The 14740-nt window shown below is 67.3% G+C and carries 17 protein-coding genes and 1 tRNA gene; 10 read left to right on the forward strand and 8 right to left on the reverse strand.

What is annotated here, in order from left to right; translation table 11 throughout:
• Nucleotides 1–448: 448 nt before the first annotated feature.
• Both AC1DNC_RS12960 and AC1DNC_RS12965 read right to left on the reverse strand, forming a co-directional pair.
• The gene (locus AC1DNC_RS12960; RefSeq protein WP_476862945.1) at nt 449–700 is read right to left on the reverse strand and encodes an FmdB family zinc ribbon protein; all 252 of its coding nucleotides are present in this window, start codon (nt 698–700) and stop codon (nt 449–451) included.
• 137 nt (nt 701–837) lie between these two features.
• The gene (locus AC1DNC_RS12965; protein ID WP_476862946.1) at nt 838–1467 is read right to left on the reverse strand and encodes a 5-formyltetrahydrofolate cyclo-ligase; all 630 of its coding nucleotides are present in this window, start codon (nt 1465–1467) and stop codon (nt 838–840) included.
• A 105-nt stretch (nt 1468–1572) separates the two neighbouring features.
• Here AC1DNC_RS12965 and galU point away from each other — a divergent pair, with 105 nt between their 5' ends.
• The 5 genes from galU (at nt 1573) to AC1DNC_RS12990 (ending at nt 5192) form a co-directional block, all read left to right on the forward strand.
• Nucleotides 1573–2478 (forward strand): UTP--glucose-1-phosphate uridylyltransferase GalU, encoded by a 906-nt coding sequence (galU, locus tag AC1DNC_RS12970; protein WP_476862947.1) that lies wholly within the window; start codon nt 1573–1575, stop codon nt 2476–2478.
• Nucleotides 2479–2482: 4 nt separating this feature from the next.
• Nucleotides 2483–3124 carry a GNAT family N-acetyltransferase gene (locus tag AC1DNC_RS12975; RefSeq protein WP_476862948.1) on the forward strand — a complete coding sequence of 214 codons (642 nt, stop codon included), beginning with the start codon at nt 2483–2485 and terminating at the stop codon, nt 3122–3124.
• Between the two features lie 123 nt (nt 3125–3247).
• Nucleotides 3248–4192, forward strand: a complete 945-nt coding sequence (locus tag AC1DNC_RS12980) for a hypothetical protein (protein ID WP_476862949.1) — start codon at nt 3248–3250, stop codon at nt 4190–4192.
• Between the two features lie 80 nt (nt 4193–4272).
• Entirely contained in the window at nt 4273–5073 is an 801-nt protein-coding gene (locus AC1DNC_RS12985) for an SDR family oxidoreductase (RefSeq protein ID WP_476862950.1), read from the forward strand.
• 46 nt (nt 5074–5119) lie between these two features.
• Nucleotides 5120–5192, forward strand: a tRNA-Ala gene (locus tag AC1DNC_RS12990).
• Between the two features lie 56 nt (nt 5193–5248).
• Here the strand turns inward: AC1DNC_RS12990 and AC1DNC_RS12995 are convergent.
• The 3 genes from AC1DNC_RS12995 to AC1DNC_RS13005 all read right to left on the reverse strand — a co-directional run bounded on the left by AC1DNC_RS12995 (nt 5249) and on the right by AC1DNC_RS13005 (nt 7208).
• Nucleotides 5249–5407, reverse strand: a complete 159-nt coding sequence (locus AC1DNC_RS12995; RefSeq protein WP_476862951.1) for a hypothetical protein — start codon at nt 5405–5407, stop codon at nt 5249–5251.
• A 228-nt stretch (nt 5408–5635) separates the two neighbouring features.
• The gene (locus AC1DNC_RS13000) at nt 5636–5977 is read right to left on the reverse strand and encodes a hypothetical protein (protein ID WP_476862952.1); all 342 of its coding nucleotides are present in this window, start codon (nt 5975–5977) and stop codon (nt 5636–5638) included.
• A gap of 496 nt (nt 5978–6473) precedes the next feature.
• Nucleotides 6474–7208 carry a hypothetical protein gene (locus AC1DNC_RS13005; protein ID WP_476862953.1) on the reverse strand — a complete coding sequence of 245 codons (735 nt, stop codon included), beginning with the start codon at nt 7206–7208 and terminating at the stop codon, nt 6474–6476.
• Nucleotides 7209–7581: 373 nt separating this feature from the next.
• Here AC1DNC_RS13005 and AC1DNC_RS13010 point away from each other — a divergent pair, with 373 nt between their 5' ends.
• The 4 genes from AC1DNC_RS13010 to AC1DNC_RS13025 all read left to right on the forward strand — a co-directional run bounded on the left by AC1DNC_RS13010 (nt 7582) and on the right by AC1DNC_RS13025 (nt 11089).
• Complete coding sequence (locus AC1DNC_RS13010) at nt 7582–8043, forward strand: GatB/YqeY domain-containing protein (protein WP_476862954.1); 462 nt, start codon at nt 7582–7584, stop codon at nt 8041–8043.
• Between the two features lie 169 nt (nt 8044–8212).
• The gene (locus AC1DNC_RS13015) at nt 8213–8857 is read left to right on the forward strand and encodes a hypothetical protein (RefSeq protein ID WP_476862955.1); all 645 of its coding nucleotides are present in this window, start codon (nt 8213–8215) and stop codon (nt 8855–8857) included.
• A 253-nt stretch (nt 8858–9110) separates the two neighbouring features.
• Nucleotides 9111–10703: an ABC-F family ATP-binding cassette domain-containing protein gene (locus tag AC1DNC_RS13020; protein ID WP_476862956.1), complete on the forward strand. Its 1593-nt coding sequence runs from the start codon at nt 9111–9113 to the stop codon at nt 10701–10703.
• Nucleotides 10704–10759: 56 nt separating this feature from the next.
• Nucleotides 10760–11089, forward strand: a complete 330-nt coding sequence (locus tag AC1DNC_RS13025) for a hypothetical protein (protein WP_476862957.1) — start codon at nt 10760–10762, stop codon at nt 11087–11089.
• A gap of 61 nt (nt 11090–11150) precedes the next feature.
• On the opposite strand, the gene corA is transcribed toward AC1DNC_RS13025, so the two are convergent.
• Both corA and AC1DNC_RS13035 read right to left on the reverse strand, forming a co-directional pair.
• Nucleotides 11151–12146: a magnesium/cobalt transporter CorA gene (gene corA / locus AC1DNC_RS13030; RefSeq protein WP_476862958.1), complete on the reverse strand. Its 996-nt coding sequence runs from the start codon at nt 12144–12146 to the stop codon at nt 11151–11153.
• 7 nt (nt 12147–12153) lie between these two features.
• Nucleotides 12154–12693, reverse strand: a complete 540-nt coding sequence (locus tag AC1DNC_RS13035) for an Lrp/AsnC family transcriptional regulator (protein ID WP_476862959.1) — start codon at nt 12691–12693, stop codon at nt 12154–12156.
• A 175-nt stretch (nt 12694–12868) separates the two neighbouring features.
• On the opposite strand from AC1DNC_RS13035, the gene AC1DNC_RS13040 reads away from it, so the two are divergent.
• Nucleotides 12869–14110 (forward strand): MFS transporter, encoded by a 1242-nt coding sequence (locus tag AC1DNC_RS13040; protein ID WP_476862960.1) that lies wholly within the window; start codon nt 12869–12871, stop codon nt 14108–14110.
• Between the two features lie 26 nt (nt 14111–14136).
• Here AC1DNC_RS13040 and AC1DNC_RS13045 read toward each other — a convergent pair whose 3' ends face one another.
• Nucleotides 14137–14643, reverse strand: a complete 507-nt coding sequence (locus tag AC1DNC_RS13045) for an Lrp/AsnC family transcriptional regulator (RefSeq protein ID WP_476862961.1) — start codon at nt 14641–14643, stop codon at nt 14137–14139.
• Nucleotides 14644–14740 lie beyond the last annotated feature (97 nt).

Here is a 14740-nt window from a genome sequence, read left to right on the forward strand (position 1 = left end):
CGGGAAAGAGCGTCGGGGACAGGCCAAGGTACTGTACTGCCAGTTGGCGCCCAGGTGTCACCGGTCAAGACTCCCGAGCAGCACGAAACGTGCAGGGATGGGGCCAGTTATAGCCGTCCTCCCGGGGCCAGAAATACTTGACACAACCACGTTAGCTGGTGCACGGCGATGCTAGCGGCCAGGCACAGCAGGAGGGCTATGGCCAGCCGGCGGTGTCTGCCAGCCCAGCCGCGGAAGCGCCGCCGTGCCGGGTACTTGCGGCCGGCTCCGGGACGGAAGGGGCCGCGCCGGAGCCCTAGAGGTGCCGATTCTGAATGCGGCGTCGATTCGGAGAAAAGTGCGCGGCGGCTGCGGTGGGCCATGCCGCCACGCTACGTTGAGCCCGTCGGCAGGCATCAGCCCCGGGCGTCGCTATGTGGACAACCGCGGGCGTGCAGCCCGTCTGGTCCTAGCTGGCGGCGGCGGAAGCCGGGGCGGAACTCGCGGTGGCTGCCGGAGCGGGGGCGACGGCGCTGCCCTTGGAGTCCCGTGAGTCGGTCCGGTAGAAGCCGGAGCCCTTGAATACGACGCCGACGCTGTTGAACTTCTTCCGCAACGTACCCTGGCATTCCGGGCAGGTCGTCAGGGAGCTGTCCGTGAAGGACTGCACGGTCTCGAAGGCGTGGCTGCAGTCCTTGCAGGCATATGCATACGTGGGCACTGGGATTCCTCCTCTTGGACAAACGAGCAGGTCCCGGGCTGTCGAAGCGGCATCTCCGTCACCGGAACCGGTGAGCGAGGAAACCGCATTAGCAGTCGCAGGGCCTGAGTGCCAATTCTATCACCCGCCGGCTGCCGCTAGGAAAGCGCGGACAGCGGGACCAGCCCGCCGGGCGTCAAGGCGGCAGCCACCTTCCGGTCGAAGGACTCCGCCGGGATGCTGCCGGCGGCGAGCACCTCCGCGTCGTAGACGACCGCCGCCGTCGGCGGTGGCCCATCGGTGCCCTGGGAAGCCTCGGCGGGAAGGGCGGCCAGCGCCGCCAGAAACTTGTCGTAATAGCCGCCGCCTTGGCCGATCCTGTTGCCCGAGCGGTCCAGGGCCGTGGCGGGCAGGAAGATTCCGGCAGCCCCTCGAACCGCGGAGGTGCCGAGCCGTTCACCGGTTGGTTCCTGGATCGGCGCATAGCGGCTGCGGACAAACTCCGAGGCAGGGGTCCAGTACACCCAGCTCAGCGCCAGTTCGGGCTCGCAGACCGGCAGCAGCACCCTGTGTCCCGCATTATGGAGGGCGGCCAAGAGTGGAAGGGTGGGCGGTTCGGAGCCGACTCCCAGGTAGGCGGCGAAGGTGCTCGAACCGCCGTTCGCCAGAGCGGAGGCCCAGGCCAGTCCATGGCGGCCGATGGCCGCTCCGGCGGCGTCCCGTTCTGCCGGCGACATTGACGCCCGACGCAGCCGGTGGAGGGCGCGGATCTCTTCCTTGGTGCTCATGCTGTGGCGTCCTTTCGCGCGGGCGGCACCCGGTTCAGGGGCCGCGGCTGCCGTGCCGACGGAGACAATTACCTGATGTTTTGCCCCCTCGGTTAGATTAGTCGAGTGATTACACCCAACGCCTCGGTCCGCAAGGCCGTCATTCCCGCTGCAGGCCTCGGCACCCGCTTCCTTCCCGCCACCAAGGCGATGCCCAAGGAGATGCTGCCCGTCGTCGACAAGCCGGCCATCCAGTACGTGGTTGAGGAAGCCGTGAACGTGGGCCTCAACGACGTCCTGATGATCACCGGACGCAACAAGCGCGCCCTTGAGGACCACTTCGACCGCGTGCCCACGCTGGAGGCGACGCTGGAGGCCAAGGGCGACACCGACAAGCTGGAGTCCATCCAGGCCGCGAGCAACCTGGGCGACATCCACTACGTCCGGCAGGGCGACCCGATGGGCCTGGGCCACGCAGTGCTGCGCGCCAAGCAGCACGTTGGCTACGAACCTTTTGCCGTGTTGCTTGGTGACGACCTCATCGATGCCCGCGACGAACTGCTCAGCACCATGATCGAGGTCCAGGCGAAGACCGGCGGCTCGGTCGTGGCCCTGATCGAGGTAGACCCGTCGCAGATCAGCGCCTACGGTTGCGCCGACGTCGAGGCCGTTGAGGGCGAGGAGTACGTCCGGATCAAGCAGCTGGTCGAGAAGCCCGACGTCGACGAGGCCCCGTCGAACCTGGCCATCATCGGCCGCTACGTCCTGCACCCGGCGGTGTTCGAAGTCCTTGAGCGGACCGAGCCCGGCCGCGGCGGCGAGATTCAGCTCACCGACGCCCTGCAGGAACTCTCCGCCGGCGAAGGCGAAGGCTACGGCGTGTACGGCGTCGTCTTCCGCGGCCGCCGCTACGACACGGGTGACAAGCTCAGCTACCTGAAGGCCTGCGTCCAGCTCGCCTGCGACAGCGACGACCTCGGCCCCGGCCTGCGGGCCTGGCTGCCCGGCTTCGCTTCCAGCCTGACGGAATAGTCCCGTGGGGGGCAGCTTCAACTGGCCGGTGACCCTGGAGTGCGGCGACCTCGTGCTGCGTCCGATCCGGTACCGGGACCGCAAGGAGTGGAGCGAGCTTAGGTCCCGCAACGAAGCGTGGCTGGCCCCCTGGGAAGCTTCCAATCCCGTACCCGGGGGCGGGCTGCCCGATTACCGGCAGATGGTCCGGTCGCTGAAGACCCAGGCGGCGCAAGCCACCGCCCTGCCTTTCGTCATCACGGCCTGGACCCCCGGGTTCAAGGAACCGGTAATCGTTGGACAGTTGACTGTCTCCTCCATCGTCTGGGGCTCGGCCATGATGGCCACCCTCGGTTACTGGGTGGACCAGGACAGGGCTGGCCAAGGCATAGCCCCAACCGCCGTCGCGATGGCGACCGACTACTGCTTCCGCACGCTGGGGCTGCACCGGATGGAGATCAACATCCGTCCGGAGAACCGCCCAAGCCTGCGGGTGGTGGAAAAACTCGGGTTTCGCGACGAGGGATACCGGCCGCGTTACCTGCACATCAACGGCGCATGGGCGGACCACCGCACCTTCGCGCTGACTTCGGAGGAAGTCCCGGGAGGCCTGCTGGCCCGGTGGCTGGAAACGCGTCCCGCACAGGCTCCCGAAACCCCCGCCTGACCAGCCGTTTCGTCATATATCCAGTGATTTGGCAGTTGCCTCGCGACACACCGGTGCCAATGCCGCCCGCCCCGCCGTCTTGCTCATACGGTTTTGACTGTGGACTTCCCTCTTAGCAGCTCAGTGATCCTTGTCATTGCTGTCGCGCTCTGGATCGTATGGGTGGCTCCCTACATGCTGCGGAACGGCCGCCCCCAGCTGCAGCCTGCAGTGGAACTCCGGATGAACACCGTGGATGTAGAAAACGCAGACCCCCAAGCCGGAAACGTCATGAAGATGGCGGCCCCGGAGGAGACACCGATGACGAGTACGCAGCGCCCCGAGCCAGCCCCGGGTTTCCTTGAACCCGGCGATCGGGAGCCGGCGGCTCCGGCTTTCCGTATCCGCTACGGCCGCCTGGTACTTGCCGTGGCGGGGCTGATCTCGCTCCTCACCGGCATCGTCTCGGCGGCGTTGCGCCTTTTTGGCATCGGCTCGGGCTGGCTGCCCGCCGCCACACTGTTTGCCGCCGTTGCCGCGGTCTTTTTGCTGCGCAGGCTCGCGGTGCGGGACCGGCGGCGCAAGGTTAACGCCGCGTTCCGCTCGGCCATGGGCGCCCCGGCCCGGTCCGCTTCCGAGGAGGCGGCCCCGGTGCGTTCCGAGGTTGTCCGTGAAGCTGCTGGCCCCGCGAAGGAGAGTCCGCTCTTTGACGCCGAGGCCGGCGCCGCCGAGCCCCAGGATGCCCCCAAGCCTTTGACTGCCGACGAACTGCGGCAGGCGGCACTGGCGGAGGCCGCCGCCTCCGGCGACACGTCCGTCCGCCGGGTGGGCGATCCGTCCTCGGCTGAAGGTTCCAGCTGGGAGCCGGTGGAGGTCCCCAAGCCGACCTACGTGGAGGCGCCCAAGGCGGAACGCCCCGCCCCGCAGCCGCTGGACCTTCCGGAAGCACCGAAAGCCGTTGGCAAGCCCTCGCTGAAGCAGGCCACCGTCCGGCAGCCGGATGCCGTTGCTGCCGAGTCGAAGACGATGGGCAAGGGGCAAAGCGCCCTGAGCAACCTCGACGACGTCCTGCAGCGCCGCCGCGCCTGACCCAAACGCTCCGCCCCGGGCAGCCGACCCATCGGCCGCCCGGGGCTTTTTTGTTGCCCCCGGCAGTTATCCTGACGAGCATGACGAGAATCTGCGTAGCAGGGGGAACCGGGCAGGTAGGCCGGGAAGTGGTGCGTCAAGCTGTAGCGGAGGGACACCGCGTGACGGTACTCAGCCGCCGCCCGCCCGTGCCAGGAGAGGCCGGCAGGCACGACGGCGCGGAGTACTTCCGCGGGGACGTCAGCACGGGGGAGGGGCTGGCCTCGGCGCTGGCGGGAGCCGACGTCGTCATCGATTGCCTCGAGGGGCAGTCCGGCCGGGCGCTGAAAAACTTCGCCGCCGGCGGGGCGCGGCTGCTGGCCGCCGCCCAGGACGCCGGCGTCACGAAGGCGGTCATGCTCTCGATCGTCAATTGCGACCGGAGCAGCTTCGGCTACTACCAGTCCAAAGCGGCCAAGGAACAGATCTACGAGCATTCCGGTCTGGAAACCCGGGCGCTTCGGGCCACGCAGTTCCATTCCTTGCTTGCCCGACTCTTTGCCGCCGGCGCGAAGGTTCGGTTGATTCCGGTGGTCAAGGGTGCCCGGTTCCAGCCGATTGCGCCCGTAGAAGTGGCCACCGCCCTGCTGGAGGCCGCCCTGGCGGCCCCCTCCGGCGTCCGGCATCGCGTCCGGACTATCGGCGGCCCCGAGATCGTCGGGATGCGAGGGTTGGCTGAATGCTGGCAGCAGGCGACGGGGGCGCGCGGGCGCCTGCTGGAGTTCCCGTTGCCCGGCGGCATGGGCCGATACCTGCGTGCCGGACTCAACCTTGTGCCGGAGGAGCGACACGGCACGCTGACATTCGAGGGCTGGCTGGCAATGCAGGCCGATAGTTTGTAGCCTAGGAACGTTGAGAACGCCGTTCCTCCGGGAGCGGCGTTGTTGCGGGGCTATAGCTCAGTTGGTAGAGCGCTTCGTTCGCATCGAAGAGGTCAGGAGTTCGAATCTCCTTAGCTCCACAATTTGCAGGGGTTTTTGAGCGCCTGTGTGCGTGGAATAAGGCGGCAGGTACGAGTCAGGGATTGCCGTCACTGCCCACGGGATACCCCAGGCGCGCCAGGTAGTCCAGAACCTCGTACGGCCGCTGGGTCAGGAAGCACCACGGCATGTTCTCCTGGGCAAGGATGCGCACCCGCGTCCACGGAGCCAGGGCATCCGGTGGAGTGACGTACACCTCCCGAACGGCCGAACGTTCGACTCTCCATGGGCCAAAGAATCTCTCGAGCCAGCGAAACCTCATGCTGAACTCAATAGAGGAGCCGGTTGCCGTCATTAGGATCCACGGCCCGGACACCCTTTGCAGCTTGCCGGGCCACTCTAGTCCGCCGTGAAATTGACCAGTCATTTGAACACCCTAAATGGATTGAAGGAAAGCCGGGGCTGGGGCGCGCTCCCCGCAGGCTCAGGGGCGGAACGTCCGCTCCTCGATGATCTTGTCGATCTCCTCTTCGGGAGGACATGGCTGGTCATCGACCGGGCATTGGCCGTGCGCCAGCGGGCCATCCAAGCCGCCGACGGCCTCGATACACATCGTGCAGAGGTTGGACGCGTCCACCATGATGACCGGATCCGGATCCTGGAAGCCGCAGAAAGACCTCCGCCAGTCCAGGTCCCGGCAACAGACAATGTGGGCGAACATTCCGGGGTCGTCGCCGCGCTTGAACTTGACCTCCCACGCCGGGGTGCGGACGAGCTCGAGTGTGCCGGCATCGTCAACGGCCGTATCGGTCCGGGTTTCCTTCATGGTGCCTGCTCTCACACTGCTGCCAGGAACATTGCTAACCGGATCATATGCGGACGGCCGTTGCCGGTCGATGGTCTCGGAGAGGCCGGCCTCGCCAAGACCGCCCGCCGTCGAAATCCTTCCGTTCAACGCGGCCGCCGGGGAGGAGGCGCAGCGCAGGGCCAGGCGCCGCGGTGCTCACTGCCTGCGCCACGTGGCTACAAGGGCCGACCGTAGGGGTAATCCACCCATGGTCCGGCCCCTTCTTTCGGGCAGGCTCTGTCGGCGCCCTTGACCGTGCTCCAGTAATCAGCCGGGTACCGGGCTCCCTGAAGGACGGCGTCCAAATGGACTCCGTACTCCTCGCGCCCATCGGCGAATCTGACGTCATAGCGGATGCTGCGGTACCGGGTCTTCAGCCAGCGGCGCTGCTTCCATGATGCGGTGGCCCGGACTGCGACTGGCAAGGGAGTCTCCATGGCTTCATTTTGGCAGAGAGGAATCGCTGTCTCCGGCCTCAGGAGCCGAGGTGCAGATCCTCGGCGATCTGATCGGTGCTCCACTCCGGGCCCGGCGCGGAGCCGTCCGGGTCCTGGAGGAATTTGCCCAGTTCGGCTTCCGCAGTGGCGATGTCGGTGACGTACTGGGCGGGGATGGTGCCGGTGAGTCCGCCCACAGGGACGGCGACCGTTTCGGTGCCTGTCTCACCGGGCCGTTCCAGGATCGCCCAGGTTCCGACCTTGTCGGCGTCGGGTGTCCGATGGCAGACGACGCCGTCCGCGCTGCCTGAGGCGTCGAAGCGTGCCGCGCCGTGTTCGACGATGAGCCGCCAGTTCTTCTTCCCGTCCAGAGAGTGCAGGGCAGCCAGGGCCGCCTTCCGCACTTGGGGGACGGCGGCATAGCCCTTGCCGTCCACGGTCCACGGGTAGGTCGCTTTCTCTCTGGTGGCCAGCGCGCGCCAGGCGACCCCGAGGTTCGCTCCGGCGCCGAAGCCGAAGAACCAGCCAATGAAGTATTTGCCCAACATGAAGGTGATGACCATGAACGCCAGAAGAACCAGGTGCACCATCCAGACCCGGGGCACGCCGAAGCGCAGGAACACTGCGCCGGCGATGAGCCCGGCCGCAAGCAGCCCAAGCTCCAGCGCGGGCTGTTGGGCAGGCCGGAACACTATCAACGCCAAGGTGGCGGCGAACACGACGCCTCCGACGATCGAATAATTCCTCGTGTCGTTCCTGGAACGCTTCGGCACTGTCTCTCCTTGTCATGGCGGCATGGGGTGACCTCTGCCGTTTACCCTTCACGCTAGCCGTGCGGGCCGCCAAGGGTGGGACGAAACCCGCCGAGGAGGGCCAACCAGATCGGGTCTCCTGCCTTGCTGGGACGGCGCGGCGTTCATAAGCTGACGGGGGTCTGGAACCCGGAGGCGCGAAGTCCAAAAAGAGTTGGAAGCCGATGGATGCTGACGGCCTACAATCCACGAGCAGGGTCTTCTTGTGCACGGACTAGATGGCATGCACTGTGGGAGGGGCCGACTCGCGCCCCGGGTACTTGGTTCGTCCCCACGCTCCCGGGGGAAACTGGTCAGTAGAGCACCGCTGAACGCGCTAGGAAAGAGGAACGCCATGACGCTCAAGGATCGCCTGAAACAAGACGTGGTCACCCACATGAAGGCCGGCAATAAGACGGCGCTGACTACCGTCCGGAATGTCCTGGGCGAGATCAGCACCCGGGAGAAGTCCGGTAAGACCCCGGTTGAGCTCGACGACGCCCAGGTGACCTCGCTCCTGCAAAAGGAGGCCGCCAAGCGGCGCGATACCGCCCGCATCTTCACCGAAGCAGGCGAAACCGACCGCGCCGCCGCCGAGCTCGCCGAAGCGGAGATCATCGAGGCCTACCTGCCCAAGGCCCTCTCCCGCGAAGAGGTCGAAGCGATCGTGGACAACGCCATCGCCGCCCTGAAGGCCGACGGCCAGGAACTCACCACGCGCTCCATCGGCGCGGTGATGAAGCCGGTCACCGCCGAGGTTGCCGGCCGCTTCGACGGCAAAAGCGTCAGTGAGATTGTCCGTAGCCGCCTGGCATGACACCCAGCGGAGCCTGCCTTCCTCGGCGGCTGCCCATGGTTTTCCCAAGGAAATCCGCAGGAATCCCCGTCCCGTCCCGCGGCGCGGTTTCTGTTCGGTAACGTTGCGCCCGGCTGGATGTGCGTAAGCGCCGGCCCCCTCAACGTACGCACTTTGGAAGGACCATCCCTTGGCAGGAATCTTCACCTGGCTCAGCGCCCTCGGTACCGCTGGCAAGGCCACTGTTGTTGCCGCCGTCGTCGTCACTGGCGGCGCCGGAGCCGCCATGGCTGCCACGGTCACGGAGCTGGGCTCGGAACCCACCGCCACCGTCTCGCCGGAGCTCACGGCCACTGAGACCCCGACGGCGGATCCCACGGTCGAGCCGACCGCCGAGCCCACCGAGACCGAGACGGCTCCGGCCCCGGAGCCCACCGAGACCGAGACTGCGCCCGCCCCGCAACCCTCCGAGACCGAGACTGCGCCCGCACCGGAGCCCTCCGAGACCGAGACCGCTCCGGCCCAGGAGCCCACCGACGGTGATGACGCCGACGAGGCCGGGGAAGACCGGACCAAGGAACACGAGAAGTCCTCGGAACATGGCAACAGCGCCTGGGCGCACCAGAACGCCGCAGCGCACCGAGCGGCCGGGCTCGCCACAGCCGCCCAGCACCACAACGAGCACGCCGCCACCCCGGCCGTTCCCTCCTACGGCGCCGGAGCGGCGACCGCGGCCGTTCATGCGCCCGCGCCCGCCGTTGCGCCGAAGGCCGTTCCCGCCCAGCACGGCGAGTCCGGGCATGGCAAGGCCGAGCACGGCAAGTCCCGCAAGTAGCCGCTAGCCCGAAGTAGCCCGAAGACCCCGTACCGCTTAGCGGTGCGGGGTCTTCGTTGTTCCCAGATGCGGCACCGCAGCCCGCGCCGGGCGCTCCCGTGTCCGGCGGCCACGCCGGTCCGGGATAGTCTGAAACCTCACCCCGCGCACCCCGTCCGCCGGAAGCTCCTGACCGGACGGCGGCTGGCCGGGCCCCGCCGTCCCCGACGGCGCCGGGGGATCCCGGAGCCAACCCCTTGAGAGGACCGCAGCAATGAGCCTGATCCGGCTGCACGACGTCAGCGTCCGCTTCGACAACACCCAGATTCTCCGCGAGGCGTTCTTCCGGCTGGAACCGGGCGACCGGGTGGGCCTGATCGGCAAGAACGGCTCCGGCAAGACCACCATCCTGAAGCTGATCCTGGACCAGGTAGCACCGGACACCGGCACGGTCAGTGTGGAGCTCGGAACGAAGGTGGGGTATTTCTCCCAGTTCTCCGAGCTCAACGGAGAATCGACCATCACCGAGGTCCTCGACGGGCTGTTCGGCGAGATCAAGGCCGTGGAAGCAGAGCTGGCCGGTATTGACGCTGCGATCGCCGCGGAACCCCCGGCCGGGGAGCTGGACCGGCTGATCGGGCGGCAGGCCGCTCTCTTTGAAGACATGGACCGGCTGGACGGCTGGGACTATCCGCGCCGTATCGATACGGTGTTGACCACCCTGGGCTTCGACGACGCACACCGGCACTGCGCGATCGACGCCCTGTCCGGCGGCTGGCGCAACCGGGCCGCGCTGGCAAAGATCCTGCTTGAGGGGCCTGACGTCCTGCTCCTCGACGAGCCCACCAACTTCCTGGACGTCGCCGGCGTCGAATGGCTGGAGAGTTGGTTCCGCGATTTCAAGGGCGCCGCCGTGATCGTCTCGCACGACCGGACGTTCCTGGACGCCGTCGTGACCCGGATCATCGAGGTGGAGAACTTCCACCTGCACGAATACCCGGGAAACTTCGGGGAATATATCGTCCAGAAACAATTCCGGCTCAAGAGCCTCGAGCAGCAGTTCGTGCACGAGTCCGAGCTCCTCGCCTTTGAGGCCGAAGGGATCGCCGACCGCCGCGAAGCCGCCAAGGCTGCCAGCCGCGGACTGGGCAACCAGCTGGCCAAGATCAAGAAATCCCGCACGCCCCGGCCGGTGGACCAAATTGTCACCGAGATCTACGGCGGCCTGCACGTGAAGGACGTGTTGTGCCGGGTGGAGGGGCTGGGCAAGACCTACGGCGAAAAGCTGCTCTTCGCGGACCTCAGCTTTGAAATCCGCAAGGGCAACCGGATTGCCGTCCTCGGCGCGAACGGCAGCGGGAAGTCCACCCTGCTCAAGGTCCTGACCGGCGAGGAAGCTGCCGACGCCGGCCAGGTGGCCTGGGCCAAAGGCCCAGGCTTCGTGTCGTACAACCGCATGCTGGAGGACCTCGACGACGGCGACACCGTCTCGCATGCCGTCAACGCGCTGCCGGACAGCCTGGCTTTCAGCGCCACGAAGAAGTCCGTCAACCGCTTCCTGGCGATGTTCCAGTTCTCCGAGGCGGACCTCAAGCAGAAGATCGGCAACCTCTCCGGCGGCCAGAAGGCGCGCGTGGCCATGGCGCAGTGCCTGCTCTCCGGCGCCTCGGTGCTGCTGCTCGACGAACCCACCAACCACCTGGACCTCTCCAGCACCCAGGTGATGGAACGCGCGCTGCTGCACTTCCCCGGCGCCGTCGTGGTGGTCAGCCACGACCGGTTCTTCACGGACAAGATCGCTACCCGCCAGCTCATCTTCGGCGCCGCCGGCGCCGGTCCCGGCGAAGTCGGTCAGCGCGCCGCCTGAACCGGTGCAACGTGCCCGTTAGGGCCTGCCGGCCTGCGCGGCGGGATAATGGGTCCATGGCCGATCAGCGACGGGAACAGGACCGCGACCCGTGGGAGGAATTCGACCGGCTGGGGCCGGCCGGGGAGGACCGTGTGGGCGGCTACCCGGGCGGTGAGCCCCTGGGATTCGGCTTCCGCACCGGCGTGCGCAGCGCACGGGTGGCGGTCGGCTTCGCCGTCTGCGCCCTTGTCCTCGGCAGCGTGCTGGTGCTGCTCGGAACGATCTACTTCATCGGCCATGGACAATGGCTGTGGCTGGGGCTGATGGCAGTGATCGAGAGCTGCTTCGTCCTTGCCTTCACCCGCCTGGTGGCCCAGGCCCGCCGCCGCCGCCCGACCCGCTAGCCCGCGCGGCGGCCCGGAGCGCAGCCCGCCCCGCAACCCTGGGCCGGCGCGGGCCGTACGGTTAGAGCCAGCCCTTGCGTTTGAAAATGCCGTACATGATCGCCGCGGTGCCCGCCATCATGCAGATCGCCATCGGGTAGCCGAAGGCCCAACGCAGCTCCGGCATCCGTTCGAAGTTCATGCCGTACACGCCGGCCACAAAGGACGGCGCGAAGAAGATGGCGGCCCAGGATGAGATCTTCTTGACCTGCTCGTTTTGTTCCGCACTGGCCTCGTTCTGGCGGTTCGCCGTCAGTGTGCCGTCCAGGGTGAGCGCATTCTGCAGCAGGTCGCGGAAGGAATCGGCGCGGGAGATCAGCCGCTCCACGTGGTCCTCGACGTCGCGGAGGCTGTGCTGGAGCTCGGTGTCCACCCGGTACTTCTCGAAGCCCCGCCGGAGCTGCTGCATCATAGCCGGCAGCGGGTGGATGGCCCGCTGGAAATGGATGACCTCCCGGGCCAGCTCGTAGATGCGCCGGGAAACCAGCGGGTCGCCGCTGAAGAGCTGGTCCTCGATCTCGTCGATGTCGTTCTCCAGCCCGGCCACCACCGGGCCGTAATCATCTACCACCTGGTCCATCAGGGCGTAGAGCACCGCTTCAGGGCCGTGGCAGAGCAGGTCCGGGCGCCGCTCCAGCCGGCGCCGGACCTGGCCGACGACGGCCGTCTCGGCGTGCCGGACCGTCACCACGAAGTTCCGCCCGGTGAAGACGTGCAGCTCGCCGAACTCCACCGTCTCCGTGTCGTCCAGGTACCTCGCCGGCCGCAGCACCGTGAAGAGGTTGTCGTCGTAGCGTTCCAACTTGGGGCGCTGGTGAGCGGAGATCGCGTCTTCCACGGCCAGGCCGTGCAGGCCGAATTCCGCCGCGACGGCGGCCATTTCTTCTTCCGTGGGCCGGTACAGGCCGATCCAGGCCATCCCGCCATGCTCGGTCAGGGTCTCGAAAGTCTGTTCCAGGTTGCGCGGCTCGGCGCGGCGGACGCCGTCGACGTAAACGGCGTTGTCAATGATAGTCACCGGGACATTATCCAGTCTGTAGCTGAGGATCCGCGGCACCGGCCCGGCGTGCGGCAGAGCGGCCGGGGGTAAGAGCGCTGCCTTGGGCCAGCCGGCTGATGAGCGGCTCGGTGCGGTATTGGATGTGGGTGTGCAGGGCGAGCACGGTTTCCGTCCGGATGACGCCCTTGATCCGGAGGATGGACCGCAGCGCGGCCTGGAGGTTATGCGTGTCGGTCGCCACCACCCGGCACCAGACATCTCCGCGGCCGGAAATCTCGTGGACCTCAAGGACCTGGGGGATCAGGCGCAAAGCACCCACCACTCCGTCCAGTTCGCGGTGGTTCACCTCGATCGTGACGAAGGCGACGACGTCGTACCCCACCGCCTCCAGGTCGATTTCCCTGCCGCCGTCATGCAGCAGACCGGAGCGGAGCATCCGGCGGACCCGGGACTGCGCGGTGTTCCGGGCTATCCCGAGGGTGTCGCTGAGTTCGCCGATCTGGATCCGCGGATCCTTGATCAGTTCGAGCAGAATCTTGAGGTCGGTGGGGTCCAGACTGTTCAAATCATCACTCCGGTTCATCCTTGCGGCTAGTGATTGACGGTTTTGCTCAATTTTGGCACAGAACTTGGCTGGAAAGGTCACCCGTGTCGCATTCTGGTGGTATCAATCTTCACCGGGCGGGCGCCTCCCCACAGGGAACGCGTGCCGTCCGCATCAATGCAGCAGGGGCACCGCCATGACCGTCTTCAGCGAACTTCGCATGCGCCCGGCCACGGCAGAACGCTGGGGCTGGGACGCTTCCGTCACCGCCCGGCTGGTGATGGCCGGCGTCGTGATCTTCACGCTGCTGGTGGGCGCCAATCTGGCGACCCCGCTCTACCCGCTGCTCCAGGCCAAACTCGGCATCACGGCCCTGGACGTCACGGTGGCCTTCTCCGCGTACGTCCTGGCGCTCGTGGCCACGCTCATCCTGGCCGGGCACTGGTCGGACCACATCGGCAGGCGCGCCGCACTGCTGCTGGCCGTGCTGGTAGGCCTCGCCGGAGGCTTCGTCTTCGCTACTGCGGACAGCCTGCTGGCGCTCTCCGCAGGACGTGCGCTGCAGGGGGCCGCGGTGGCGCTCGCCACCGGCGCAAGTTCCGCCGCGCTGCGCGAGCTGCTGCCCAGCCGGCCCGAGTGGGCCTCGCGGTTTACGCTCCTTGCCTCCGCCGGCGGCGTGGCGGCCGGGCCGGCCATCGGCGGCGTGCTGTCCGTGCTCCCCGGCCCGACGTCCACGCCGTACTACCTGCACTCAATAATCCTGATCGCCCTCCTGGTGCCGCTCTACCTGCTCAAGGCCCGGCCCGCCATCACCTCGGTCGCGGGTCCGCAGCCGCTGAAGGTCCTCGCGCCGCGGCGCCCCTCCGTGTCGAGCGAGGCGCGGGGCGCGTTCTGGTTGGCTTCGGCCGTGGGGTTCCTCAGCTTCGCCGTCTTTGGCTTCTGCCTCTCGCTGGCTCCGGGCTATTTCGCCCAGATTGTGCACGCCGACTCCCGTCCGCTGATCGGACTGCTCGCCGGGCTGACGCTGGCGGCCTCGGCGCTGAGCCAGCTGCTGGCCGCGCGGGGCCGTTTCGTGGTGCCCGTGGGACTGTCGCTGCTTGCCGTTTCCGTGCTGCTGATCGCGGCAGCCGCGGCGTGGAGCAGCCCGGGGCTGCTGATTGCCGCCAGCATCACCGCCGGACTGGGCCAGGGCGTCTCTTTTCGGACCGTCTTCAACGACGTTGCGGGCAAGGTGGAGGCGTCGCGCCACGCCCAGATCATCAGCACCGTCTACGTCATCACCTACCTCGGCAGCGCCTTCCCGGTGATCGGCCTGGGGCTCGCCGCCGGCGCGTTCGGCCTGCAGGCAGCCGTGGCGGGCTTCGTCACGCTGTGCGCCGTCTTTGCCCTTGCACTGGCGGCCGTCACGCTGCGGGCAGCCCTCCGGCAGCGGGCCTGAGGGCAGCAGGCTAGTCCGGCACCGGGCTAGTCGGGCAGCGGCCCGTGGTTTCCCTGGATGTGATCGAACACCAGGGTGGTCTCGGTGTGGCCCACCACGGGATCGGTCGCGAGGTTGTCCAGCACCCAGTCGCGCAGGTCCTCCGTGGTGGCGACGGCAATATGCAGCAGGTAATCCACCGAACCCGAGGTGTGGAAGGTGGAGAGCACCGCGGGAAGCTTGGGAACCCGGGAGGTGAACCGGTCGATTTGTTCGCGGTCGTGGGCGCGCAGCCGGACGGCGATCAGTGCCTGCACCGAGCGGCCCACCGCGGCAAGGCTGAGCTTGGCCTCAAAGCCCTGGATGATCCCGCGCTCGGACAGGGCGCGGGTGCGCATCAGGGCCGTCGACGGGGCGATTCCCACCAGTTCGGCCAGCTGCTTGTTGGAGATCCGCGCGTCCGCGACCAGGGCGGCGAGCAGTCGCTCGTCAATGGCGTCCAGGGGTTCGCCGGCGCCGGCGCCCGGCCGAACATTCTTCGTGGTGCTGCTCACGGATCCTCCTTGAAGTGTTGTGAGTTCATCATAAACGCCTCAATCTGACAGTTCCATTCACCGCCTCTGTGAAACTCCGAATTATTGCCAGATACTT

It is taken from the genome of Arthrobacter sp. 01N442 (assembly GCF_056399345.1).

Bases quoted from the DNA above. Each gene is read 5' to 3' on its own strand.
- AC1DNC_RS12965 (WP_476862946.1), bottom strand. From the start codon at position 1,467: ATGAGCACCAAGGAAGAGATCCGCGCCCTCCACCGGCTGCGTCGGGCG.
- AC1DNC_RS12985 (WP_476862950.1), top strand. From the start codon at position 4,273: ATGACGAGAATCTGCGTAGCAGGGGGAACCGGGCAGGTAGGCCGGGAA.
- AC1DNC_RS13000 (WP_476862952.1), bottom strand. From the start codon at position 5,977: ATGAAGGAAACCCGGACCGATACGGCCGTTGACGATGCCGGCACACTC.
- AC1DNC_RS13010 (WP_476862954.1), top strand. From the start codon at position 7,582: ATGACGCTCAAGGATCGCCTGAAACAAGACGTGGTCACCCACATGAAG.
- AC1DNC_RS13020 (WP_476862956.1), top strand. From the start codon at position 9,111: ATGAGCCTGATCCGGCTGCACGACGTCAGCGTCCGCTTCGACAACACC.
- AC1DNC_RS13025 (WP_476862957.1), top strand. From the start codon at position 10,760: ATGGCCGATCAGCGACGGGAACAGGACCGCGACCCGTGGGAGGAATTC.
- AC1DNC_RS13040 (WP_476862960.1), top strand. From the start codon at position 12,869: ATGACCGTCTTCAGCGAACTTCGCATGCGCCCGGCCACGGCAGAACGC.